This window comes from Granulicella sp. dw_53 (assembly GCF_018449545.1).
Lineage (GTDB): Bacteria > Acidobacteriota > Terriglobia > Terriglobales > Acidobacteriaceae > Edaphobacter.
Genome location: NZ_JAAVUR010000009.1, coordinates 63,389 through 88,335, shown reverse-complemented (window position 1 = coordinate 88,335; position 24,947 = coordinate 63,389). Strand labels below are relative to the sequence as shown.

Below are 24,947 nucleotides of genomic sequence, written 5' to 3'. Positions count from 1 at the left end.
GCCATCTTCGACTCTAAGATTGCGGCTGGCAAGTGTCAAGCATTGAAGGGCGGTTATAGGACGCGTGTGGGTGCTATCGAAGCATTGTGGTGTAGATGGCAATGATACGGGTGCCGAATTGAGCGGCGACCAGGCCTCCCGCAGCGAGAAAGCTACCCAAAGGCAACCGGGTGAGGCGGTTGGCTCGACCTCGAGCCAGCAAAAGCAGAGCGTAGGCGGTAGCGGACAGGACGCCGATGAATAGAGCGAGGATTGCAGGCCAGAAGCCCAGGAAGGCGGCGATCATGGCGATCAGCTTGACGTCGCCCAGGCCAAGGCCCTCGCGGTGGCGGACGAGTTTGTAGAGCCAGCGAATCAAGAGAAGGAGACCGCCGGCCCCTACGATGGCTACGACGCGTCCCCAGATGAGCGCTTCGGTCCCGGTGAGGAAGACGTTTCCTTTGGCGGTGAAGCTGCCAGGACTGCTGAGACGGAGCTGGTGGGTGGTGTTGAGGACGATCTGGCCCTCTCCTGGACTGAGAAAGATGGCCTGGGTGCAGACGAGGAAAAGGGCGATGGCGATCCCCAGGAGGGTGAAGGCGTTGGGGAGCAGGTGGGTCTGCCAATCCATGACGATGAGGCCGATGAGGAGGACGCCGAGGATCGCGATGCCGATCTGCACGACTCCCAGCATGATCAAGGAGGAGTCGGAGAGGTGGGAGGTTCCATTTTGGGCAAGTTCGAATAAATAAGCTAGCTGCCCTGCCGAGAACATGAACCAGAGGCCGACCGACAGCTCGACGAGGGGGTAGCGCCAGGGAATCCGCTGCTTGCAGTTGCGGCAGCGTCCGCGGAGCAGGAGCCAGCTAAGCAGGGGGATGTTGTCGTACCAGAGGATGGGGACGCCGCACTCCGGACAGCGGGAACGCGGCTTAGCGATCGACTCGCCCTTGGGAATGCGGGAGATGCAGACGTTCAGGAAGCTGCCGAAGAGCAGTCCGAGCAGGAATCCAATCACTTCAGATATTGAAGACGGCGTCACCTTTGCAGTATAGGGTGCGGCCTGCGGCTGCTCGGGGACTTACAGGGTGGCCGCATGCAGGATCTGCTCGGCGATCTCTTCGGCGCGGCGTATGGTGATGCCGTTACTCTGTTCGATTGCCAGAGGGTGGTCCTGGTCGACGACGGTGAAGTGTGGACGCCGTCCTACGATCTGCGTCTGTACGCTGACCTCGAGGTTGATGGTGTCGCCAAAGAGGACGAGTTCGGAGTTGAGCCAGCCGCGAAACGGTGGCTCTGTCTCCCGGCCAGCGGCGTTCCAGAGATCGTTTGTCCGTATGAAGTCTTTGGGGCTTACCTCGACCCAGACGCCCCAGATGAAGGACTCTTCGAGGCCGAGGACCGGGACTGGAATGCGGCCGCGCAGGTAGAAGTCCCTGCCGTCGATGACGCATTGATCGGGGGTGATGACGACCCGCTGCTCCAGCTCATCCACTGGGACTGCCGCTGCCGCAAGCGGGGCCTTGACGCTGTAACTAAGCGGCAGAACATCGTGGTGTTCTCCGCAGACGTTGCAGGAGAATCCAGTTTTTAGCTCGATAGCCATTGCTTTATTGTTCCACACCGGACAGGTGTGGGGGAGTGGGCGGGTTTATGGCGGATTAGTGGAGGTTAATGAGGTGGATGAGTTCGAGGATGAGTTCGCCGGAGATCTGAAAGGATTTGGGGCTGAGCTTGTCGAGAGTGTCGAGCTCGGTGTGGTGGTAGCCGCCTTCGGGGTGTTCCTGGGTTGCGGGGCCGTAGTTGAAGTCGATGAGGTCCAGGACGGGGACGCCACGCTGCTTGAACGGAATGTGGTCGTCGAGGGCGGAGGTGGGGAACTGAAAGACCGAGGCGGAGTGGCCGGTGTTCTTGGCGGCGGTGGCGAGGAGGTCCTGGAGCCAGGGGGTGGAGTTGTCGTCGCGGTCGATGTGGAGGTCTTTGTCGGCGATCATGTCGGCGAGGAGGAAGGCCTTAATGCGCTTGAGGGTGCCGTCCTGGGACCACTTGGCGGCCAGGTGGCGGGTGCCGTAGAGGGAGTCGGAGGCGGACCAGTCCTTGATGGCCTCTTCGCCGTCGTCGAAGAGGAGCCAGACGCTGTAGCCCTCAGGGGGATGGGCGCGGAGGTAGGTGCCGATCTCGATGAGGAGGGCGGTGGTGGCGCCACCGTCGTTGGCTCCGACGAAGTTGATGTCGCGGAGGGGGTAGTTGGTCTCGTAGTGGCTGGCGAGGACGATGACTCCGTCTTTTTTGCCGGGGAAGCGCACGATGTAGTTGCGCATGGCGAGCTGTCCAGCAGGGGTGTTGGCGGAGAAGCTATCGGTCTCGAGGTTGCCTTTGGCGGCTTCGGGGGCGAAGTGAGATTTGATGAACTCTTCGGCCTTGAGGTGGCCGGGGGATCCGATCCAGCGTTTGGGGGCGGCGGCGAGATATTGCTGCGTGAGGCTGTAGGCAGATTGGCCGCTGAAGCCTTTTGTGGAGGCCGCTGATTTGTTCTGGGCTGGAGCGTGGATCGTGGTGACGAGAAGAAGGAGCAGGGGCAAGAGTAACCGCAGGTCCTTCGACTTCGCTGCGCTTCGCTCAGGATGACAATTTATCGGGCGATTTTTCCTGAAGTTCGGGCGACGGATCTCGTTCACGATCATGTGGATTTGATCTCTCGGGCTTTGCGGCGCGTCGGATGGACGAGGTAGGCGACGCCCACGCCGATCATGTAGAGGGCCAGCATGGGGCTGGCGAAGAGGCACATGCTGACGGGGTCGGGCAGGGGACAGATGATGGCCGAGATGAGGAAGATGACGAGGATGGCGTAGCGGATGTGCTTGAGCAGGAACTTGGCGTCGACGATGCCGAAGAGCGAGAGGAAGAAGATGAGGATGGGGAGTTCGAAGCAGATTCCGAGGCCGAGGATGACCGCGAGGAAGAACTGGGTGTAGTCCTCGATGGTGAGGATGGGGTGGAAGCGTTTGCCGAAGTCGAGGACTAGGACCTTGATGGCTCCCGGCAGCACCCAGTGGTAGCCGAACCATGCTCCGGCGAGGAAGAGGCCAACGGTCGCGGACATGAATGGCCAGACGTAGCGCTTCTCGTTCTGGTACATACCAGGCGAGATGAAGAGCCAGATCTGATAGAGGATGAAGGGCGAGGCGAGGAGGGCGCCGCCGAGGAAGGCGGTCTTGAGGTAGAGATTGAGGCCGTCGGTGGGGTGGGTGAAGTTGAGCGGGATGTGGAGGTCATCGAGGGGCTTCTGGATGATGCCGTAGAGCTGCTCGTGGAAGGCGTAGGCGATGGCGAAGCCGATGACGAGGAAGATGACGGAGCGGATGAGGCGCTTGCGAAGCTCTTCGAGATGCTCCATGAGGCTCATGCCAGGGAGCTCGGCTCGGTCTTGTACTGCGGCGCGAAGGCCGTCGGCGAGGTCAGCCATGGAGAGGAGCCTCGGATTTCTGCGCAGCTTCGTCGGTGGTGTTGTGGGTGTGGCGGTCCGGGAGGCTGGAGGCGTAGTCGTCGTTCGGGGTCGCGGTGGATTCCATAGGGTCGTTGGCAGGTGAAGCGTAAGGATCGGAGCTATGGATCGTGTTGTCGCTGACTTCAGTGTTATCGGATTGCGGGTCAGGAGATGTGTAGCTGTCTGTCCCGCGGGGAGTGGGCAAGCCAGTCGAAGGGGGCATGAGGGAGAGATCGCCTTCGGAGGCTATGGGAAGAGGCTCGGTGGCGGGATCCTGAGGATAGGGCGTCTCGGGCTCTGGAGCTACCTCGCCGATGGGAGGGGCTATGGGGGCGGCAGCCTCTATGGCGGCGATCTTTCTTTGTTGCTCGGCCTGGTCTGCGAGGCGGAGTTCCTCGTCCATCTGCATGCGGAACTCATTGGAGGCGCGGCGGAACTCGGCCATGAGCTTGCCAAGCTGACGGGCGAGCTCCGGCAACCTCTTCGGACCAAAGAGAAGAAGGGCGAGGATGAATATAAAAGCGCTATCGCCGAAGCTCGGCATATGTGAGACCCATGATACGGGTTTCCCTAGACGAGCGACAAGATGCAGGTTCTGCTGTTTGGGCTAGTAGATGCAGGTTCTGCTGTTTGGGCTAGAATCAAGGAAGCAGGATGGGCGTTTCGCCGCTGCCAGAGAATGCAATGTCATGCATCGTTTTTGGCACAGCTTTCGTCCAATAGAGATGAATACTGCTGGCGGTGATTCGGCCGCAGGCAGGCGAGTATGGGCTGCAACACCCCCGTGGGTTGGGTGACGGTCGACTTTGACCGGCATAGTGAACCCACTGCAGCCTTGGTAGTGAATATGCTTTCAACATCCCCGTTTCCTGAGGCGAAGGACGGCACCGGCTCTCGCCGTTGCCAAACGACCTCTGGAGACTGAAGGCGGAGTAATTTGAGTCTATTGATTGATGAAACTACGGCTGAGGCCGTGGAAACGGGTGTTTCAGATACTTGCTCTCTGGATAACTATCTTTCCCAGCCAGACCATACGATGGATGACCGGATTGCGGCTGCGCGTGAGCGGCTGGGAACGGACGTGGTGCTGTTGGGACATCATTACCAACGGGATGAGGTGATCCGGTTTGCAGACTATACAGGCGACAGCTACAAACTAAGCAAAGTGGCGGCGGAGACGAGCGCGAAGTACATGCTCTTCTGCGGCGTGCATTTTATGGCTGAGACGGCGGATGTCCTGGGACAACCGTGGCAGCAGGTGATTCTGCCGGATCTGAATGCCGGGTGCTCAATGGCGGATATGGCCGAGATTGGGCAGGTCGAGGATTGCTGGGACTCTTTGACGCAGGGATTAGGGATTAGGGGGCAGGGACTGGAAGGCAAGGTCGTCCCCCTGACTTATATGAACTCGGCTGCGGCTATCAAGGCCTTTTGCGGGGAGCGGGGTGGGCTGGTCTGCACTTCGTCCAATGCTCGCGGGGCGTTTGAGTGGGCGTTTGCGCGGGGAGAGAAGATTCTTTTTCTGCCGGACCAGCATCTGGGAAGGAATACTGCGTTCGGGATGGGGATTCCATTGAGCGAGATGGTGGTTTGGGATCCTTACCAGATCAACGGGGGCGTGACTCCGGATCGTTTGAAGGCGGCGAAGGTGATCCTGTGGAAGGGGCACTGCAGCGTGCATCAGCGGTTCTTGCCGGAGCATGTAGACCGGGTGCGGCGCGATGAGCCGGGGATGCAGGTGATTGTGCATCCGGAGTGCCGCTGGGAGGTCTGTCAGAAGGCGGATACGGTGGGTTCGACGGAGCGGATAATCGATGCGATCGAAAGAGCTCCGGAGGGCGCGAGCTTTGCGGTAGGAACCGAGATTCATCTGGTGAACCGGCTGGCGAAGCGCTTTGCTCCGCTGGGCAAGAGGGTGATCACGCTGGATGATTCGGGGTGCCTGTGCACGACGATGTACCGGATCTCTCCGCAGCACCTGGCCTGGGCGCTGGAGAATCTGGTGGAAGGCCGTGTGGTGAACCGCATCAAAGTGGACGAGGATGTGAAGCAGTGGGCCCGCGTGGCGCTGGACCGCATGCTGGAGGTGAAGGCGTGAGCAAGACATTTACCTTGGGCGAGGCGCAGACTCTGCTGCCGGTGCTGGAGTCGTTGTTGCAGAGGGCGCGCAGCTCTGCGTTGCATGCGGCGGAGTTGGAGTTAGAGATGCAGCGGTTGAGCCATCGGATCTTTCTCTCCGGCGGGATGCATGTCGATGTTGTTGCGGCCGCGCGTCGTCGGGCTGAGCGGGATAAGGCTACGCAGGAGACGCAGGATACGATCGCGGAGATTGAGGCGATTGGCGCACGAGTGCAGAACCTGGAGGATGGAGTGCTGGATTTTCCGTGCCAGGTAGAAGGAAGGGCCGCGCTCTTATGCTGGAAGATGGGTGAGGTGGGAATCTCGCACTGGCATGGTGTGGATGAGTCAGCAGAGCAGAGAAGGCCGCTGGATGGGCGGTTGGGGAAGAGTGAACGTCTCAATTGAACTGAGGCCTTGAACTGGAGACGAAGAGGCTTGGCGCTGATTTGTGCCGAGCATGCTGGATCTCATTTTTTGTTTAGGGGGCTGTGTGTCTCTGAGGCCTTTGCGGTCTAAGTTTGTGGATAACTATCTTTATTGAACAGTAATAATTACTGTTTATTTGAGATACACTTTTTGAGTGGAGATGACCCTTATCAAGCCTTTTCGTGAGCTGTGCGCCGAGCATGGAATCGCTGTGACGCACCAGAGGCAGGTCTTGTATGAGGTGATGCAAGGCATGGATGGGCATCCCAGCCCGGAGGAGATTTATGCGCGGGTGAAGCGCAAGATTCCTTCCATCTCACTTGCGACTGTCTATAAAAATATCCATTTATTTGTGGAGAGCGGCGTACTGCGCGAGGTGAGTCTGCATCATGGCTCGCAACGCCTGGAGATGAATGCAGAAGAGCATCACCATCTGGTGTGCTCGAAGTGCAAGTCCATTGAGGACATCGATGAGAGCTCCCTTGGAGCTCTGCCGAAGCGGCGCAAGCTGGCGGACGGGTTTCTGGTGGAGAGGTACTCCGTAGATGTGATTGGGATTTGTGCGAAGTGTCAGTAAATGGTAGTTAGGCCGCCGTTGTACGAACTGAACATTAAATAAAAAAGGGAGTTACAAAAAATACATGCTGCAGATTGGTGAGAAGTTTCCGGATTACTCAGTAACCGCCACGATTTCTACTGACAAGGACGAGAGCAAGGCGTTCACGACGATTACGCAGGAGTCCTATCCGGGTAAGTGGAAGCTTTATTTTTTCTGGCCGAAGGATTTTACGTTTGTTTGTCCTACGGAGATTGCTGCCTTTGGTAAGTTGAACAACGAGTTTCTAGACCGCGACTGCCAGATTCTGGGTGGTAGCACGGACAATGAGTACGTTCATGCTGCGTGGCGGACGCATCATGCGGACCTGAAGGATCTGCCCTTCCCGATGCTCTCGGACATCAAGCGGAATCTTTGCGGTGAGCTTGGCATTCTGGATGGCAAAGAGGGCGTGGCACAGCGGGCAACCTTCCTGGTCGATCCCGATAATGTTATTCGCTTCGTGTATGTGACGGATCTCTCTGTGGGGCGCAATCCGCAGGAGGTTCTACGGGTGCTGGATGCTCTGCAGACCGACGAGCTGTGCCCTTGCAACTGGCAGAAGGGCGAAGCTACTCTCGCTTAGTTCTTGCTAATGCTGCATGATGAACGAGAGAGCGCGGTTGCCGAGGCGACCGCGCTCTTCTTTACGAAACGAGAAGATGAGAGGATTTTGAGATGAGTCTGGAAGATTTGATTGGCGGTCTGCCTGGGTATGCGAAGGATTTGAAGTTGAACTACTCCTCCCTGGTGCGGCAGAACTCGGAGCTGACTCCGGCGCAGTTGTGGGGCACAGTGGTATCGACTGCGATCGCAACACGGAATGAGGCGTTGACGGCTGCCGTGATCGCGCAGGCTGCGGAGGTGTTGAGCCCTGCTGTTCTGGATGCGGCGAAGGCGGCTGCAGCGATTATGGGGATGAACAATATCTACTACCGGTTTCATCATCTGACGACAAACGACAAGTACGCGACGCTTCCGGCGCGGCTGCGGATGAATGCATTGCGCGGACATGGCGCGGAGGCTGTGGACTTCGAGCTGTGGTGCCTGGCGGTGAGCGCGGTGAACGCCTGCGGGAAGTGTGTCGACTCGCATGAGCAGGTGCTGCGGGATAAGGGTGCGACAGAGGAGCTGATCAATTCGGCGATCAGGGTGTCCGCGGTGGTTCATGCTATCGGAGTGGTGCTGGATGCGGAGAAGGCTTCGCCTACTGTCGCTGCGGCTTAGGTTGGTTCACGGGGTTATGGGAGGCGCGGGCTCATCGCCCGCGCCTTTCTTATTGCTGTGAGGTTGGGGGATGGGCTTCAGGTCTTCCGCCAGGATTCCATGTGGGCTTCCAGTCGGTATCGGTGAGCCAGTGGATTGGGGCGACTATGGAGGCTATAGCGTTGGTCATGTGGGTGAAGTCGATGGTGCCGAGCTCGTCAGTGGGCTGATGGTAGTCGGTGTGGAGGCCGAAGCTGGAGACGGTGTGGGCGATGACGCCCTGGCGGGCGAGGGCGATGTTGTCGGAGCGCTGGAAGAACTGCTCCTTGGGGTGAGGATCGTTGACGAGGTGGGCTCCGTGCTTGGCAAGCTCAGGGCCGAGGGTTGAGCGTTCGTATCCTGTAAGCCAAAGGGTGCCGGCAGGAACGGCAGGGTCGGGGCGGCCGATCATCTCGAACTCAAGGTTGGCAACGATGTTCGTGAGAGGCGTCGGCGGGTTGGCGAGAAAAGCCCGAGCTCCGAAGCCGCCTATCTCTTCTGAGCCGAAGAGAGCGAAAACAACGGTACGACGGGGGTGGTGTCCGGTGGCGAGCAAATGTGCAAGGGTGAGGACAGCGGTGGTGCCGGAGGCATCGTCATCGGCTCCGTTGTAGATTGCATCTCCGTTGATCGGTGTGGCGGCTACGCCGAGATGGTCGAGGTGAGCTGTGAGGAGGATGACCTCGTTCTTGAGGTTGGGGTCGGAGCCGCGGAGGATAGCGATGGCGTTCCAGGTCTCTTTACGGGAGGTGTCCTCGAATTTGGCGAGATGGTGTTGGAGGCGTTCAGGGAGTGGATCGGGAAGCGGAGACTTTTGCAGAAAGGAGCCTGCGGGGCCGCCGGGTTCGAGACCGAGGGACTGAAACTGAGAGGCAGCAAAGAGTGCGGCGAGGTGTTCGTCGCGGGTGGCGGAGCCTCGGCCATGGAGTGCGTCGTCGGCGAGGAAGAACATATCTGCATGAACTTCACGGTCGAGGGATGCCATTTGGGCCGAGCTAGAGTCGAAAGACCGGGAGGATTTTTGGGCTTGCAGAGAGAGGGCCTGACCGAAGGTGCAGGTCAACAGGACGAGTATGCGTAAATTGAAGCGGCCAGACAAGAGCATAGGTTGTGATTATAAAAGAGCGACCAAAGTGACAAAACCGTGGCCGGAAGCAGAAGCAGCAAGTTTACTGAGGAGTGTTGGAGGCGCAGACGTGGTTCTATTTGAGATGATGTTGGGGCGAGGTAAGAAGGCGATGGCAGCGAGAGCGGCGAAGCTACAGTGGAGAATTCTACTGGCGGCCAGTGTAGTGGCGTTGACGGGATGCAGTAACTTCTTTGTTCCGCAGAATAACTCTGGTGGCGGGAGTAGTGGTGGCGGCGGCGGTGGGACTGTGTCTAGCGGCAACCTGGTGTATGTCGGGAGTGCGAATGCGACCACACAGACGGTGAGCGGATTTTCAGTGGGAACGGGGACTTTGACAGCAGTTTCAAGCGCGCCGTTTTCGATCGGAGTCGTGCCGCTGGCTGAGGTGGTGACTATATCGAATACGTTTCTCTATGTGGCTGGGCCGGGAGCGATCTACGCGTATGTCATTGGATCCGACGGATCGTTGTCGACACCTTCGACTGGGGCTTCGCAGGCCATTGTGTTTGCGACTGCGCTGGACGTGTCTCCGGACGGGAACTGGCTGTTTGCGCTGGATGGAACGTTCCAACAGTTGGATATCTATCAGATCAATAAGACGACCGGCGCTCTCTCGCAGTCCTCAGCGGTTCCTTACTCGATCTCCACTACCTCCGTGCAGCCGAAGTCGGTGAAGATATCGCCGAATGGCGGTCTAATATTTGCAGCGCTCGGAACGGCAGGTGATGCGGTATTCACGTTCAATACAAGTACCGGGGTTGCGACGCCGGGCACCCCGCTCGCGCCCATTTCAACGCAGACGAGTGATAACGCACTGGCTGTGGACAACACGTCGACCCATCTATATATCGCACGAACTGGCCAGGGGGCTGGGCTAGCGGCTTATACCATCGGATCGGGCGGATCGCTGACGGCGGTGAATGGATCGCCATTTGCAGCGGGGGCGCAGCCGCTGGCGGTTGCGCTGGACAGCACCGGCGCGTTTGCTTATGTGGCGAACGGCACTGACGCGACGATATCTGGGTATTCCCTGACCAATGGGGTGGCTACGCCGCTGAGCGGATCTCCCTATGCGAGCGGGCAATCGGTGGTGTCGCTGGCATTGGCTGGGGGAGGGAAGTATCTCTTGGCAGCAGCATCTCAGGGGTCTCCGGACCTGACGATGTATAGCTTCGACGCGACAGTAGCGGGCAAACTGGACCAGGTCGCCACCGCAGCGACTGGGACCGATCCGGCTGGGGCGTTGGTGGTGGTTGCGTCTCACTAGGTCATAATCCCGGATCGCCCCAGACTCGGCCCCGTTTGCTAGTACGGTACGGGCGCCGTGTTTGGGGCGTTCGCGGTGCTATGTTGGAACTGTAGTGTGGAGATGTTCCGCTATTTTTTCCTCAAGTAGACAATTCGTGCGTTCCGTGGGGATCTTACCGGAGCGAGTTTTTCGGCTGGTTGTTGGGTGGGGATTGTCGATTTGCCTTTTGCTGATGGTGGCGGGCTGCTCGAGAATGCGGCCGAAGCCTGCGCAGCAATGGGTGTATGTGACGGCAAAGCAGACGTTTCTGCGGGATCGGGTGGCGGCGGTCTCGAACCGGACGGCGACGGTGGTCAATGGCGATAAGCTGCAAGTGTTGGATCACGGCAGGCGTTTCGTAAAAGTTCAGACCGAAAAGGGTGAGCAGGGCTGGATCGATGAGAAGGCGGTCGCGAACGACCAGGTATATGGGTTGTTTGATGCTCTAAAAGAGCAACATAAGAACGACCCCGCGGTGGCTTCGGCGGTGGTTCGGGATGAGGTGTATCTCCATGCGCGGCCGGGTCGCGACACGGAGCGGTTCTTCCTGCTTCAGGAGGGCGCAAAGCTGAAGATGCTGGCCAGGGCTACGCTGCCGAAGGCGGTTCCGGGTTCGAAGGGGACGCGGGCGGTTGCGCCTCCGGTGGTGGTTCCGGCAAAGCCCGGAGTGTCTGGCGCGTTGGCGGCTGCGGTTCCGCCGCCTCCGCCACCGATGGAGGATTGGTGGCTGGTGCGCGATGCGCAAGGACGGACGGGGTGGATCTTCAGCCGGATGATCGATGTGGACGCTCCTGAGGCACTGACGCGGTACGCCGAAGGGCAGCGGATCGTGGGTGCTTATATCCTGACGACGGTGAACGATCCCGAGGCGGAGCAGGACGACAAGAATATTCCGGTGTATGTAACCGTGTTGAGCCCTTATAAGGCTGGACTGACGTACGACTTCGATCAGGTTCGGGTGTTTACCTGGAGCGTGAAGAAGCACCGTTACGAGACTGGTTTTCGAGACAGAAATATCGAAGGATATCTGCCGGTGACGATCTCCGTGGCGAAGGACCCGTATGGGAAGAGCGCTACAGCTGTGGTCCCGGCTCCTATCTTTGCCTATAAGGTTCTAGCAGGGGAGGCCGATGAGGCGGTGCCCGATCCAGTGACAGGAGCAGTGGTCCCGGGCAAGACGGTGCTGAAGACATACCGGTTGGAAGGAAATCTGGTACGGCGCGTATTGCAGCCGGGGATGCCTGCTCCGATGGAGGCGCATCCGGTAGTGATTGAGAAAAAGGCTGATAAGGGAAAGAAGAAGAAACGGTAGGCCCTGACTTTTTCTAAGGAGAGGGGTGAATGTGCGTTCGAGAGCACTCCCCTCATGGCTCTCGAACACACATCAAACGTCGAGCTATGCGCCGTGCTCCGTGATAGGTGCGTCGGAGGTTAAGAGATTGCGAGCCGCGAAGCCGAAGCCGGCGATGAAGAGATAGCAGACGACAGGCACGATAAAGGCATGTTGGACGCCGATCCGGTCGGCCAGGCTTCCTTCCAGCAAGGGAAGCAGCGCGCCACCAACGATCGCAGCGACTAGGAGGCTGGATCCCTTGCTGGTGAATTCCCCAAGGTTGGCGAGCCCCAAGGTGAAGATGTTGGGGAACATGACCGAGTTGAAGAGTCCGACCAGGATGATCGACCACATCGCCGAAGGACCATGGTTCAGCATAGAGAAGACGACCAAAGCACACGCGACGGAGGCGGCGATCCCTAGAACCAGACCCGTCCGCAGACGCTGCAGGACGGCGGCTCCGATAAAGCGGCCGATCATTGCCCCACCCCAGTAGAAACCGACGTATTTAGCGGCTGTCTGTTCTGTCATGGACATGATCTGCGGCAGACCGAAGTATTTCACTAGAAAGCTGCCGATCGAGACCTCCGCGCCAACGTAGAGGAAGATGCCAAGGGCACCCATCAAAAGCCAAGGATGCCGCCAGATGCTGTCGGGTTCGTTGGAGGAGGCGTTGTAGGCTCCTGGACGGAAGTCCTGGGTACGGCTTGTGACCATGGGAGGAAGCTTCAACAGGCCCAGAGCGAGAGCCAGCGCGAGGAGCGCAAGCGCGATCCCAAGGTAGGGAAGACGCACCGACGATGCCTGCTGAGCACGGTAGGACTGCAGGAGCGCCGCGGACAGGGAGTGCAGCTTCTCCGGCGAGATCTGCGTGCCGCCCAGGATCAGTGCACCACCCAGGAGCGGAGCGATGGTCGTGCCGAGCGAATTGAAGGCCTGGGAGAAGTTCAGTCGGCTAGCCGCGGTCCTCTCCGGTCCGAGGCTCGTCACATAAGGGTTGGCTGAGACCTGAAGGCAGGTGATGCCGGCGGCGAGGACGACCAGCGCAGAGAGGAAGAGGCCATAGGATGCGAGAGCCGACGCAGGCAGGAAGAGCAGTGCCCCGGATGCCATCACAACCAGGCCCATGACCATGGTTTGCTTATATCCTCGCCACTCCACCAGCTTGCCAGCTGGCCAGGCGAAGATGAAGTAAGACGAAAAGAAGGCAAACTGGACGAGCATGGCTTGTGCGTAGTTGAGCTCGAAGATGTTTTGCAGATGAGGGATGAGGATGTCGTTGAGACACGTCAGAAAGCCCCACATGAAGAAGAGGGCAGTCGCAATGGACATGGCGCGCAGGTCTGTCTTGGTACGGTCAGTTGCGCTGCCGGGGACACTTACATTCATTTGGACTGCCATGGTTCTTCCTCAATCCTTTCGATCGGACGATCGTTATCTCTAATTTGAACATGTATGGAAGAGGTACGTCCGGTTACGAAGTGAGACGTATGACCCAACGATCCTTATGATGCTCGATCTACCGGTTATGGAGCAGAAGGAGTTGCGTATTGACCCCGACTCCTTTGCTGATGCCGACCCGCAGTACCGCCTCGAAGGAGCGGAGGTCCCGCTTGGTCAGTCCTGCCTGCTTCGTCAAGGCAGCGATGTTCTCTGGGCGGCATGCGTACTCGACGGCGGCCTGAGTCCCGATTGTGGTCAAGCCGCTGAAGATAAGGATATGAGTTCCGGGTTCCAGGCCTGGCAGGAAGGCCAGAATGGCGGTCTCCTGGGTCCTGTCCTGAACTGGGAAACGTGCCGGTTCGCCGGGACGTGGGTGTTGATTGACGATGTATCCACGGTCGCGTTCATCCAGTGCGATCGAGAACTCGGACAAGGTAGGGAGATCGTGCAAAGCGGTGTTCTGGCTTGAGGCACCAATGAAGATCAGGTTGCTCAACCGGGCCTCGTCCCAAGTGATCAATCTGCTTCGTTTGAGCACAAAGTCGGCGTTCCGGTCGTAGAAGAAGCGGCTCAGTTGATAGATCGCCGCCGCTTCCCCAGTGCCGGTGTAGGTATCGTCCGCCAACTCAGGATCGGGAGTCGGTGCATCGGGGCCAACTAAGTGCAGGCCGGTAACAGGGTTGCCGCTGAAGAGAGGATTGCTGTAGATCACCAGGGTTGACCTGGAGCTCTTCAAAAATGGCGACCAGAGAGGGTCGGGACTGCGTCCCATCGAGGTAGCCCAGCGCTGGTGTCCCCAGGCGCCCAAACCAAGTCCCAGAATTAGGAAGAGCAGGAGCAACAGAACGCCCCTGAGAGGCGAGACGCGGAATCGGGAGATCGTGTGGATTGGCGACGCCACCGCAAAAACTTCTTCGGGGAGGCCTGGAATGTTGGAATGAGATGCTAACTCTTCCGCCGAACCATTCTCGGTGTGTTCGTGAGATTCCGTAGGGGCATGATGATCTTCGTGCGTGCGTTCGCGAAAGACCGGAAGATAGTGTCCCTTTGGGATCTCGATAATCAGCGTCTCGTCTGCGCCCTCGGTCGCAAAGTAAGCGGTCAGCTTCAGACGAAGGAGCCGCGCCTGAGACCGCACGATACTGTCGTCGCCTGAGCTGTAGCCCGGCTGTCGGCCAAAGACGTGAATGCCGATCTGTTGTTCGGTAGCCTCCTCGGGATGCTCCCGAATCGCACAATCGATGACGTAAAGGAAGAAGGAACGCAGCTTTGGGGATCCTGTGAGCTGGGGACCAGAGGCTACACGGTCCGCGAGAGCCTTACGCTCAACGAGATCAAACGCATCCATATCAACTCTGTTTCTAAGTACTTAGGTAGGTGAAACGAAGGTGAAATTCACCGTCAACTATGTTACCTCCCAGTAAAACACGGTGACAACCTGCATCTCAGTTAGCGAATCTCAGCTGTCACGAAAAAGGGCCGTCTTGTTTCATTTCAGGAGGAAGTATGCAACATCAGCATTTCGCTAGGTTTACTGCGCGCGCAATTCTCGCCGCCGCAATTCTCGTCTCCAGTACAGCTTCGTTCCTTCTCGCCCAGGCGATCTATGGCTCTTTGTACGGAACAGTCACAGATTCCTCGGGAGCGGCAGTTTCGGGTGCGACGGTTACAGTCACGGACGTTCAAAAGGGAACAGTCCAAACCGTCGTAACGAACGCTACGGGAAACTGGACGGCAGATCACCTCGTTCCAGATAGCTATACCGTCAAGGTGGACGCCAAGGACTTTTCGAGCACCCAGACCCAGCCCCTGGTGATTCATGCGGACGTCGCCCAGAAGGTCGACGTAACCATGACAGTCACAGGGGGAAATCAGACGGTTAACGTGACCTCAGACGCACCGGCGTTGAAGGTGGACCGTGCTGACGTCTCAGAGATTCTGGACGAGCGGGCGATTTCGAATCTCCCGAACTTCCAACGTAACTTTACCAACTTTCTATTGCTTACCCCCGGGGTGCAACACGCCAGCTTTAATATCAACGGTCCTGAAAATCCACAGGGCGGTCTGGCGCTGAACACGAACGGCTCGAACTACGGCGAGCAGGGCTTTATCCTGGACGGAACCGATAACCGGGATCCGGTCTTGGGAATCATTGTGATTAACCCGACATTGGATTCAATCAGCGAGACCAAGGTCACGACTCAGAACTATGATGCGGAACTCGGCGGAGCAGCCGGCGGCATCGTCAGCGTCTCGACGAAGTCCGGAGGAAATGCCCTCCACGGGGATGCGTTCTTCTTCCGTCACTCGGATGCCTTTTACGCACGGAATCCTTTTACACAGTATCAGCCGGACCCCGTCACGGGGCGACTCGTACCCCCTGAGGTCTACGGACAGTTCGGCGGGTCGGTGAGCGGCCCAATCAAGAAGGACAAGGCGTTTTTCTTCCTGGACTACCAGGGCCTACGCAATCGTCTCGGAAGCAGCTTGACACAGAACGTTCCAACCGCAACGGTTCGCAACACTTGCCTACTGGCGGCCTCCGGCATCTGTAATCTCTCCGAGTACACGAACCAGGTGCTCTATAACCCCACCACCAAGACTCCCTACGGCGCCCCAGGACAGATTCCCGTTGCAGCGCTCAATCAGCAGGCGCTTGCGCTGTTGAGATTACTTCCTGCGCCAAACTCCAGCGGACAGGGAATCAACAACAACTTCGTAGCCGCCGGAAATGGCACAGTGAACAGCGATCAGGCTGACATCCGGCTCGACGATCAGGTGAAGGACCGTCTGCACGTCTTCGGACGCTATGACTACGCGCTCTTTCGTCTCCTCGGTGTTCCTGTCTTCGGTCAGGCGGGCGGTAACGGCTTTGGCATTGGCAGCACGACCGGCAACACCGTGACTCAGAACCAAAGCGCAACCGTCGGTTTCGATTGGGCCGTGAAGCCTTCCCTCCTCACCGATCTTCGCGTCGGCTTCCTTAGCTACCACGTCGCCGAGAGCAAGTTCTCCGGACTGACCTCCGCAGCCGCGCTTGGCATTCCCAACCTGAATACCACCCCCGATACAAGCGGGCTTCCGACCTTCAACTTCAACCAGAACAGCCTCAGCAACCTTGGCAATCAAGGATGCAACTGCCCCCTTCTGGAGAGTGAACAGGTCTTTCAACTCACCAATAACTGGACAAAGTTGATCGGCAATCACGCGGTTAAATTTGGAGGTGACATTCGTTACGCGAAGAACGTCCGCAATGCCAGCGACTCAAATCGCACCGGCCAGTTCACCTTCGATAACTCGACGACGGGCTTCTCGAATGGCAGCACAGTGGTGAGCACCGGAAGCGACCTGGCCTCCTACCTCGTCGGCGCAGCCGCTCGCTTTCAGCGTTTCGATGTCTATATCAACGACCAATACGACTACCAGAAGCGCGGTGCGTTCTATGTGCAGGATACGTGGCGCATTACTCCAAAGCTGACCATGAACTACGGTGTTCGTTGGGACATTATTTTTCCCGAATCGGTCAACGGTCTGGGCCATGGCGGATTCGCTTCGCTTGAGGCAGGTGGTATTCGCGTCGCGGGGGCGAATGGCATCGGCACCAACGGCAATCAGCGGATGGACTACACCAACTTCGCTGGCCGCTTTGGCATTGCTTACCAGGTAGCGCCGAATACGGTCATCCGTGCCGGCCTCGGTCAGACCTACGATACGGTGGGCTACTTCGGAACCATCTTCGGAAGCGTGCTCTCTCACAATCTGCCGGTGCAGGCCAACGAGGACATAAACAGGATCGGTAATTACTCTGCGGGGGCCTTTGCTACGACCCTCACTGCTCCTCCCACACGTCCGGCGCAGCCGACGATTCCCGCGAACGGCATTATCCCCTTCCAGGATACTTACGCTCAGCAATTCCGGCCGGAGCGTATGACGTTGCCACGCGTGGATCAGTACAACGTAGCGATACAACAGCAGATCGGTGCAACGACGACCTTTGAGATCGCGTACGTCGGCAACATCGGCGAGCGCGTCTACCCAGGTGAGACCTACGGCTACGACTTCAACACGCCGAGGCTGCCGAACTCGCAAGCTGAGCTGGCTGCAGGCAACACCATTCGTCGACCTTTCAACGGAAAGTTCGTCGGAACGTATCAGGGCGTCGCCACCATCTGCTGTTCGAGTGGCATGACCTCCGCTGCTCCAAACGGCCGCGCAATCTACAACGCCCTCCAATCGAAGCTCAATAAGCGCTTCTCCAATGGGCTGCAGTTCAACGCGAACTATAGCTGGTCCAAGGCGGAAAATTACTCCAACGATGCGGCCTTCGCGCAGTACAAGAGAGCAAGCTGGGGACGCAACGATACCAACCGCACCCATATCTTCGTCTTCAGCAGCGTATACGCCCTGCCGTTTGGCAAAGGTAAGATGTTCCTCGGGAATTCGAACCGGCTCATGGACTACCTCGTCGGTGGTTACTCACTGGCAGGGCAGACGACATGGGAGAGCGGCCGTCCGTTCACTCCGACCTATCAGGAGTGCGGCCAGGATCAGGATCTCGACACGAACTTCTCCGGACCCGGCACAACCAGTGACTGCCGTCCAAGCGGCAACGCAAGCGCTTTCAATCTGACGACAGGCGACCTCAACCCCGCAACCCACGCGCGAACTCTCTTCACGCCAGTGGCTGCTCTAATAACCAATGGCGCGGTGTCGGGTCCGTTTGTCCGCCCGGCGTTTGGAACCTTCGGCAACGTCGGCCGCAACTCTCTGGTTGGCCCGAGAGACTACTTTGCAGATTTGTCCGTGATCAAGGACATTCCTCTGACGGAGCGTTTCAAGGGACAGTTCCAGTTCCAGGCCTTCAACGTCTTCAACCACGCACCGCTCGATATTCCGAACGCCAGCAACTCACGTTGCGTCGATTGCACCGTCGCCCAGGGCGCTGGTGTCATTACCGGGATTGAACCGAACAGCACCATGCGCCGTCTGCAGTTCGCTGCTCGCGTGACGTTCTAACCTTAACTGGAAATTCACACCAAATAGAGATACAACGACGAGGGCTGCCGAAGCTGGCAGCCCTCGCTGTCTAACCTACACATGACGGCGCACGAGCGGCGCCGGCCGCATCCTTGCTATGGAGTCTCCAGTGCGACCATCTTTGGCCTTTCATCCCGGTATCCAAGCCTTCACCCTCTTCGCCGCTTCCTGCCTGCCCTCTACCGGTCTTGCGCAGACGACTCTCGCGACCGTGCCTGCTTTTCGGCTGGACTCAAATCCTTTGGTGATTCAGCGTGCAGCCCGGCCAAACCAGCCCTTCTCAGTGACAGGCGAGCGGGGAGCGATTCTCGGCCAGCAGGATGGCACCTTTGAAGTTTGGCTCCTGCCCGTCAAAGTGCTGCACAACGCCCGCCTCACCGCCAGGCTCAAAGGGTACGACGCCCCGATCGATCTGAATGAACAGGCCTCATCGATTGAGGTGCGCCCCGACCACACCACCATTACCTACGTCCATGCGGGTATCACGGTGCGACAGCACATGTTCATCCCCCATACCTCGGAGACCGGTGTAGCCTCTGCCGTCGTCCTCTTCGAGGTGCACGCGGTGCGTCCGGCAGAACTCTCGCTGACCTTTGAACCTAGTCTCGAAAGGCAATGGCCTGCTCCGAACTTCGGCCGCCCCACAGGTGGTTGGATCGCCGCAGGAAGTGGTGGCGCCTACTCGTTAGGGACGGATAATCCGGCCTTCTTTGGAGTAGTAGCGATGCCGAATGCGCAGCCTGGACCACTTCGGCCCTACCAGGAGCGCGCCAAGACCGAATCACTCGTCTTCCACTTCTCCTATGACCCCGCAAAGGATGACGGAGTGTTCTACCCATTGCTCGCGGCTGTCTCGGACGGTAAGAGCTCCGGCCCTGCGGCTCGCGCAGATTTGCTTGCCCGGCTTCTTGCGAAGCAAAGTCGTGTGGCGGAGATGTATCGCTCCACCTCAGACTTCTACGATCACTTCTTCGATAAACGCCTGACCATCTCCACGCCGGACGCGCACATCAACGACGCACTCCGTTGGGCGGAGGTCTCGATCGAACAGTCCCGCGTAGCGACCGCGGACGGCTCCGGACTCGCAGGTGGATGGTCGACCTCCGGTGACTCCGCCCGTCCAGGCTTCGGCTGGTTCTTTGGGCGGGATACGCTCTGGACGCTATACGCGGTCAACAGCTACGGTGACTTCGCTTTAAGCCGCAACGCGATGAACTTTCTGCTCGCCCACCAGCGAGCCGACGGCAAGATGATGCATGAGTACTCGCAGACAGCGCCCGAGGTCGACTGGGCTCATCTTCCCTACCTCTATGCCTCCGCCGACTCGACCCCGCTCTTCGTCATGCAGATGGAGGACTACGTTCGCGCCAGTGGGGATCTATCCTACCTCCGGGAACATTGGGACAATGTGAAGCGGGCCTATGCCTTTACTCGCGCCCACACCACAGACGGCGTCTACGACAATGGGCAGGGAACCGGCTGGGTCGAGGAGTGGGTGCCAAAGATGCCCCACCAGGAGATCTACCTCGCCGCGCTCGATCAGCAGTCCGCGGATAGCATGTCACGGCTAGCCAAATGGATGAACGAGGACACACTCAGCACCTCCGCGGCGCAAACTGCCGAAGAGATCAAAGGCAAGCTCGCCGCCTACCGGGCGCAAGGGCAGGATGGAACCTACAGCTTCAGCCGCAATCTCGATGGAAGTTACGAAGCTGTCCCCTCCATCTTTCCGACCGTTGCCTGGTGGACCGGTCGACTTATGCTCCCCGAGGCAAAGCCCACCTTTGACGCGTGGGCCGGACATCGATTTGCGACGGACTGGGGCACTCGATCGGTGGCGGCGGACGCCGCGATCTACGATCCCATCAGCTACCATCACGGCTCCGTGTGGCCCCTCTATACCGGTTGGACTGCCATGGCGGAGTACCGCACCGGCCGTAGCTTGCAGGCATACGCCAACCTCAATGCCAGCGCGCAGCTCACCTGGCTGCAGGACCCTGGCGCTATCACTGAGGTGATCTCGGGCGAGTTTCTGGAGCCTCTGGGTCGCAGCTCCTCCCATCAGCTATGGTCGTCGGCGATGTTGCTGGCTCCGGCGATACGCGGCCTCTTCGGCGTGGAGGCCAATGCTCTGACGCACACCCTCGCCATTGCGCCTCAGCTTCCCGCAACCTGGAACGAAGCTACGTTGGATCACGTCGCCGTCGGTGATCAACGGTACAAAGTCACGTTCCATCGAAACGGCAGCCACCTCGATATCGACGCCTCCTCTACAGAGGCGACGACACTTTGTCTTACCCAGGACATCACCGCAAAGCCCTGTAGTGCAAAGCCTGAGCAACATCACCGCGCATCGCTTCCGCTTCCACCCGTCGAGGTAAGTACAGAAAGCAGCCCCGCAACCGAGGGAGCATCCACCTCAAACCTCAAGGTCATTGACGTGCAGCGAAGCGACCGAACGCTAATCTTGACTCTGGAAGCGCCAGGAGGCACTACGCAACACCTTCAAGTGCGAAAAAATGACACCAAGATCCAATTGTTGCCCCCAGAAGGAGGAACGCTGGAAGGGAATCGGGTCTCAGTCGCGTTTAGTGCCACGCCAGGCGCTCAGTATCAAAAAACTACAGTAAAGCTGCGCTGGTGAAAGGCTCTTCATGCTGGCAGAGTGTGCTCGGCTGGCTGAAATAGTATGCTGAATCGGGGGATGGGCGAACTCTCTTTCTGGAGAAGGCGAACTATTGCCGATTAAGAGAGCTGCGATCGAATCCGCTATCGTTTTAGATGAAGGACAACTATGAGCACCTTGATGACTGCACTTTCGCCTCAGATCCTCGCCAAATATCAGCCCGTGATCGGCTTGGAGGTCCACGTCCAACTCCTGACGGAGTCGAAGGCCTTCTGCGGCTGCGTCAACAAGTATGGCGGGGAGCCGAATACGCACGTCTGCCCGACCTGCCTGGGACTTCCGGGGGCGCTTCCAGTCCTGAACCGCAAGGCAGTCGAGTTTGCTGTCCTGGCGGCGAAGGCGATTCACTGCGAGATTCGCGAGACGAGTATCTTTTCGCGAAAGAACTACTTCTACCCCGACTCGCCCAAGGGCTACCAGATCTCTCAGTTCGACAAGCCCATCGCCGAGAACGGTTGGATTGAGGTTCCCGCATTCGATGAAAACGGGGTGGCGATCACGAAGCGCATCGGCGTGACCCGGCTTCATATGGAAGAAGACGCAGGAAAAAGCATTCACGACGGATTCGCGGACTCGGTATCGAAGACCTATATCGACTTGAACCGCTGCGGGACGCCGCTGGTGGAGATCGTGAGTGAACCGGACCTGCGAACAGCGGATGAGGTCTTCGAATACCTCACCCGACTCAAGGAGATTCTGCTCTACACCGGCGTCAGCGACTGCAACATGGAAGAGGGTTCTCTCCGCTGCGACGCCAATGTAAGCGTGATGCTGAAGGGCGCGAAAGAGTTCGGCACCAAGGCAGAGGTAAAGAACGTCAACAGCTTCCGCTATATCCGCTCCGCAGTGGAGTACGAGATCGAGCGGCAGATTGGCGTGATCGAAGACGGCGGCCGGGTGGTGCAGGAGTCGCGGCTCTGGAACAGCGGAGAGGGACGAACCTACTCTATGCGCAGCAAGGAGCAGGCGCACGACTACCGCTACTTCCCAGAGCCGGATCTGCCTCCGCTGGTTGTAGGTGCGGAGTGGCAGGCCGAGATATTGAAGATGCTGCCGGAGCTGCCCGAAGCGCGGCGCGCACGAATGATCGCAGAGTATGAGATCTCAGCGCAGGACGCGGCGACACTAACCGCGACACAGGAGTTCGCAGACCGGTTCGAAGCTGCCGCCAAGCAGGCGAAGAGCCCCAAGCGGGTCGCCGCGCTGCTGACCAGCGAGTTGACGATGCGCTTGCGGCTCGCAGGACTGGAGCAGGAGCAATCTCCCGTAAGCATGGCAGGGATCGTGATGGCTGCAGATCTGGCGGAGTCGGGCGAGATATCGAGTAAGATCCTCAAGCAATTGCTTGATATCTGCTTCGAGAAGAACGAAGACTTCCCAGTAGTATACGAGCGGGAGAAGCCGCAGCAGATCTCAGATACCGGCGCAATCGAGGCGATGATCGACGAGGTGATCGCATCCAACCCGAAGCAGGTCGAACAGTATCGCGGCGGCAAGAAGACCGTGTCGGCATTCTTCGTCGGGCAGGTGATGCGGGTCTCCAAGGGACAGGCGAATCCCGCAGTGCTCAATGAACTGGTGACGAAGAAGCTCGATGTGCTTGGGCCGCTGGGATAAAGTCGGATCGATTTCAAAAGACATAACCAATAGGAGCTGCGACTTGGAGTCTAATAGGCGGATGCACAGGCCAGGTTTGCTTCAAGCAGGGATGGGACGTACAGCTTTCCTTTTGGTTGTGCTTGGAGCCGCGGGTTGTACGCGCTCTGGCGAGCCCTTTGTCGTGCCGGAAGGTCCGCTGCCTCCCAATACGGTGATTCTCGCGCAGATGATGCGGGAGCTATCGGACCGCCCCGGATTTACGGAGGCGATGTTGGCGCAGTTGAACCAGGGCGAGAAGCGGGGTCCTGCGCTGCTGACTCCGGCCTTGGTGGACCAACTGCGGAAGCTCATCGTTGGCAAGGATTGGCAGGGACTGGATCGCTTTCCCGGTTGGACGATGCGCCAGATCAATCCCACGGTGCGCGTCGTTGGGCATGTGGTGGCGAAGGATGAGAAGGTCAAGGAGCTCGCGGCTCGACATCCCGGCGCTCCGGCGAGTGCGGCGGATGTGGAGCAGATGAAGGACTTCGTCGATCTGGGAACATATGCGCTGAGCAAGGCTGAGACCGTGAGTTTGGATGACCCTTCGGCGTTACCTGGATTTACCACCGAAGGGCTGGTGAGTGAGCTCGGTGCTGGTGTCGTGCGTGGGGACGGACCAAACCCGGAATTAGCTCCATTGCATGCGGAGAGCCAGCGTTTGGCGGATCTGCTGAACCGCTTGAGCCTGAATGGAGTCGAAGGATCTGCTCCTGCGGTGGTTACGATCGTTGGCAAGGAGGCTCGCACACCGGAGCAGCTGGAAGCAGCGCTCGCGTCGAGTGGGCATTCGGTGGTGGTCTCGGATGCGCGGTACTTCGCCAACTTCGGTCACTTTCACTACAAGGGACAGGACGTGATGATGCCGTTCTGGGTGAACTCGCAGATCCTTGTTCCCGGAACGCGTCGTCCACTGCTGGTACCTGTGAGTCACGCGGAGTATGAGTGGAAGGTGCGCGGACCGAAGATCAATGCGGATGTGAGCTGGTACTTCGGCATCGACGGAAAGGCCGAGTTCCGCACCATGGATACGCTCGATCAATCCTGGGTGATGGGACGACATGCGCATGAGTATCGCGGCGCGGAGGCCGTTGAGGTTACGCGGCTCGCGGGCAAGATGATGGTTGCTTATGTGCATCAGCATCTCGCTCGACCGACTCTTCCCTTTGGAGGCTATTACGCTCTGGGAGTCTGTCAGGACAGCGTTGCAGCCATCGAGCAGAAGATGACGGGCAAGTCGACGTTGTTTCCGAACACTGCGGATGTTGCGTTGTTCGACGACGCTCGGGATGCTGAGGTGAATGGTTTAATCACTGCGATTCCGAAGGACCGCAGCGGGCGGTTGCCGCAGCCGGAGCGGATCTTCGGCTCGTTGCCGGTCTCGGAGGCGCAGTTGGCTTCCATCTCGGTTCCGGGTTTGGCCAACGATCTTCAGGCCGTTCAGACTGCGTGGCACAGTGGGCATCTGAGGCGTGTGCGCGGGAGGAACTTCGTGCTTGTCCTGTGGCTCGAAGTCCTCGGGGTTGTTCTGGCGATCGTTGTGGTGATCCTCTTGCGGATGCGTGCGCGAAGAAGTTGATCTTCGGGACTATTCTTCGCAGATATCTTCGTTCCAGATCTCCGGGTGTTCTGCGATATATCCCTCCAACAACACTCTGCATTCGACAGAATCTAAGTTAATCACCTTCACTCCCAAATCGCGCAGCCACTCGATTCCGCCGGCGAAGGTGCGGCTCTCTCCCACGACTACCGTTCGGATTCCAAACTGGCGCACCAAGCCGCTGCAGTACCAGCAGGGCGCGAGCGTAGTCACCATGGTGATGCCTTTGTAGTGGCGTTGGCGGCCTGCGCGGCGGAATGCGTCTGTCTCTCCGTGCACGGATGGGTCGCTCTGCTGCACTCTGCGATTGCGGCCTGAGGCTAGGAGCTTTCCCTCGGCGTCGAACATCGCCGCACCGATGGGAATTCCTCCCTCGGCGCGTCCGGTTCGAGCCTCTTCGAGCGCGACCTGCAGCATGGCAGCATAGCGCTGCAATTCAGATTCACTTGTCACAGGCTCTCCAATTCGTTGGCGTGAAGACGCTCAACCAGCATATCGAACCTGCGACGAGTGAGTGGGAACTGCGTTTACTTCTTCGGTCGTGGAACCTTTTTGCCTGCCTTGCGCGCTTCGGAGAGTCCGATGGCGATGGCCTGCTTCGGGTTGGTAACCTTCCTGCCGCTTCGACCGCTCTTCAACTGGCCTTTCTTCATGGCCTTCATCTCGCGCTCGACGCTCTTGCCTGCCGCGGGGCTGTACCTTCGTCCGCTGCTCTTCTTGGCTGCTTTCTTCGTGGCCTTCTTTGTTGCTTTCTTTACTGCTTTTTTTACTGCCTTTTTTGCGGTCTTCTTTACCGCTTTCTTCGCTGGAGCTTTCTTGCTTGCCGACTTCTTTGCTGCACTCTTCTTGGTTGCCATGGTTTTGCCTCCATCTATAGGAGTTCAACCGGGGATTGAAGCGTTGCATAGGTTGCTCCAAATCGCACAATAATCTTTTGCGA

The 24,947-nt window shown here is 58.5% G+C and carries 21 protein-coding genes; 11 read left to right on the top strand and 10 right to left on the bottom strand.

Annotated elements, in window-relative coordinates; genetic code table 11:
• Positions 1–73 precede the first annotated feature (73 nt).
• From HB393_RS15300 to HB393_RS15280, 5 genes are all read right to left on the bottom strand, one after another.
• The gene (locus HB393_RS15300; RefSeq protein ID WP_345945227.1) at positions 74–997 is read right to left on the bottom strand and encodes a prepilin peptidase; all 924 of its coding nucleotides are present in this window, start codon (positions 995–997) and stop codon (positions 74–76) included.
• A gap of 63 nt (positions 998–1,060) precedes the next feature.
• A complete protein-coding gene (locus HB393_RS15295) occupies positions 1,061–1,585 on the bottom strand; it encodes a DUF2199 domain-containing protein (RefSeq protein WP_213806054.1) in 525 nt (174 codons plus the stop codon).
• A gap of 55 nt (positions 1,586–1,640) precedes the next feature.
• Positions 1,641–2,561, bottom strand: a complete 921-nt coding sequence (locus HB393_RS15290) for a M28 family peptidase (protein WP_255551182.1) — start codon at positions 2,559–2,561, stop codon at positions 1,641–1,643.
• Between the two features lie 98 nt (positions 2,562–2,659).
• Positions 2,660–3,445, bottom strand: a complete 786-nt coding sequence (gene tatC, locus HB393_RS15285; RefSeq protein ID WP_213806052.1) for a twin-arginine translocase subunit TatC — start codon at positions 3,443–3,445, stop codon at positions 2,660–2,662.
• Complete coding sequence (locus HB393_RS15280; protein ID WP_213806051.1) at positions 3,438–4,010, bottom strand: twin-arginine translocase TatA/TatE family subunit; 573 nt, start codon at positions 4,008–4,010, stop codon at positions 3,438–3,440. The genes tatC and HB393_RS15280 overlap by 8 nt, the downstream gene beginning before the upstream one ends.
• A 393-nt stretch (positions 4,011–4,403) precedes the next feature.
• On the opposite strand from HB393_RS15280, the gene nadA reads away from it, so the two are divergent.
• From nadA to HB393_RS15255, 5 genes are all read left to right on the top strand, one after another.
• Positions 4,404–5,564 carry a quinolinate synthase NadA gene (nadA, locus tag HB393_RS15275; protein ID WP_218623987.1) on the top strand — a complete coding sequence of 387 codons (1,161 nt, stop codon included), beginning with the start codon at positions 4,404–4,406 and terminating at the stop codon, positions 5,562–5,564.
• On the top strand, positions 5,561–5,992 hold the full coding sequence (locus HB393_RS15270; protein WP_213806050.1) for a DUF2203 family protein: 432 nt from the start codon (positions 5,561–5,563) through the stop codon (positions 5,990–5,992). The genes nadA and HB393_RS15270 overlap by 4 nt, the downstream gene beginning before the upstream one ends.
• Positions 5,993–6,173: 181 nt before the next feature.
• On the top strand, positions 6,174–6,590 hold the full coding sequence (locus HB393_RS15265; RefSeq protein WP_213806049.1) for a transcriptional repressor: 417 nt from the start codon (positions 6,174–6,176) through the stop codon (positions 6,588–6,590).
• Positions 6,591–6,654: 64 nt separating this feature from the next.
• Positions 6,655–7,194, top strand: coding sequence for a peroxiredoxin (locus HB393_RS15260; RefSeq protein WP_213806048.1), 540 nt, complete (start codon positions 6,655–6,657; stop codon positions 7,192–7,194).
• Between the two features lie 92 nt (positions 7,195–7,286).
• Entirely contained in the window at positions 7,287–7,835 is a 549-nt protein-coding gene (locus HB393_RS15255) for a carboxymuconolactone decarboxylase family protein (RefSeq protein WP_213806047.1), read from the top strand.
• Between the two features lie 49 nt (positions 7,836–7,884).
• Here the strand turns inward: HB393_RS15255 and HB393_RS15250 are convergent, their stop codons facing one another.
• On the bottom strand, positions 7,885–8,838 hold the full coding sequence (locus tag HB393_RS15250) for a M20/M25/M40 family metallo-hydrolase (protein WP_255551181.1): 954 nt from the start codon (positions 8,836–8,838) through the stop codon (positions 7,885–7,887).
• Positions 8,839–9,049: 211 nt separating this feature from the next.
• Here HB393_RS15250 and HB393_RS15245 point away from each other — a divergent pair, with 211 nt between their 5' ends.
• Together HB393_RS15245 and HB393_RS15240 are read left to right on the top strand one after the other, a co-directional pair.
• Positions 9,050–10,249 (top strand): beta-propeller fold lactonase family protein, encoded by a 1,200-nt coding sequence (locus tag HB393_RS15245; RefSeq protein ID WP_213806046.1) that lies wholly within the window; start codon positions 9,050–9,052, stop codon positions 10,247–10,249.
• Between the two features lie 235 nt (positions 10,250–10,484).
• Positions 10,485–11,582 carry an SH3 domain-containing protein gene (locus tag HB393_RS15240; protein ID WP_255551180.1) on the top strand — a complete coding sequence of 366 codons (1,098 nt, stop codon included), beginning with the start codon at positions 10,485–10,487 and terminating at the stop codon, positions 11,580–11,582.
• Positions 11,583–11,666: 84 nt separating this feature from the next.
• On the opposite strand, the gene HB393_RS15235 is transcribed toward HB393_RS15240, so the two are convergent.
• Positions 11,667–13,004, bottom strand: a complete 1,338-nt coding sequence (locus tag HB393_RS15235; RefSeq protein ID WP_213806045.1) for a sugar MFS transporter — start codon at positions 13,002–13,004, stop codon at positions 11,667–11,669.
• Between the two features lie 118 nt (positions 13,005–13,122).
• A complete protein-coding gene (locus HB393_RS15230) occupies positions 13,123–14,394 on the bottom strand; it encodes a hypothetical protein (protein ID WP_213806044.1) in 1,272 nt (423 codons plus the stop codon).
• 158 nt (positions 14,395–14,552) lie between these two features.
• Here HB393_RS15230 and HB393_RS15225 point away from each other — a divergent pair, with 158 nt between their 5' ends.
• The 4 genes from HB393_RS15225 to HB393_RS15210 all read left to right on the top strand — a co-directional run bounded on the left by HB393_RS15225 (position 14,553) and on the right by HB393_RS15210 (position 23,986).
• On the top strand, positions 14,553–18,062 hold the full coding sequence (locus HB393_RS15225) for a TonB-dependent receptor (protein ID WP_213806043.1): 3,510 nt from the start codon (positions 14,553–14,555) through the stop codon (positions 18,060–18,062).
• A 130-nt stretch (positions 18,063–18,192) separates the two neighbouring features.
• Positions 18,193–20,727: a glycogen debranching protein gene (locus HB393_RS15220; protein ID WP_213806042.1), complete on the top strand. Its 2,535-nt coding sequence runs from the start codon at positions 18,193–18,195 to the stop codon at positions 20,725–20,727.
• Positions 20,728–20,877: 150 nt separating this feature from the next.
• Entirely contained in the window at positions 20,878–22,386 is a 1,509-nt protein-coding gene (gene gatB, locus HB393_RS15215) for an Asp-tRNA(Asn)/Glu-tRNA(Gln) amidotransferase subunit GatB (protein WP_213806041.1), read from the top strand.
• Positions 22,387–22,477: 91 nt separating this feature from the next.
• Positions 22,478–23,986, top strand: a complete 1,509-nt coding sequence (locus HB393_RS15210) for a hypothetical protein (RefSeq protein ID WP_255551179.1) — start codon at positions 22,478–22,480, stop codon at positions 23,984–23,986.
• 9 nt (positions 23,987–23,995) lie between these two features.
• Here HB393_RS15210 and HB393_RS15205 read toward each other — a convergent pair whose 3' ends face one another.
• Together HB393_RS15205 and HB393_RS25285 are read right to left on the bottom strand one after the other, a co-directional pair.
• Positions 23,996–24,460, bottom strand: a complete 465-nt coding sequence (locus HB393_RS15205; protein ID WP_345945225.1) for a nucleoside deaminase — start codon at positions 24,458–24,460, stop codon at positions 23,996–23,998.
• A gap of 74 nt (positions 24,461–24,534) precedes the next feature.
• Entirely contained in the window at positions 24,535–24,660 is a 126-nt protein-coding gene (locus HB393_RS25285; protein WP_255551206.1) for a DUF6496 domain-containing protein, read from the bottom strand.
• Positions 24,661–24,947 lie beyond the last annotated feature (287 nt).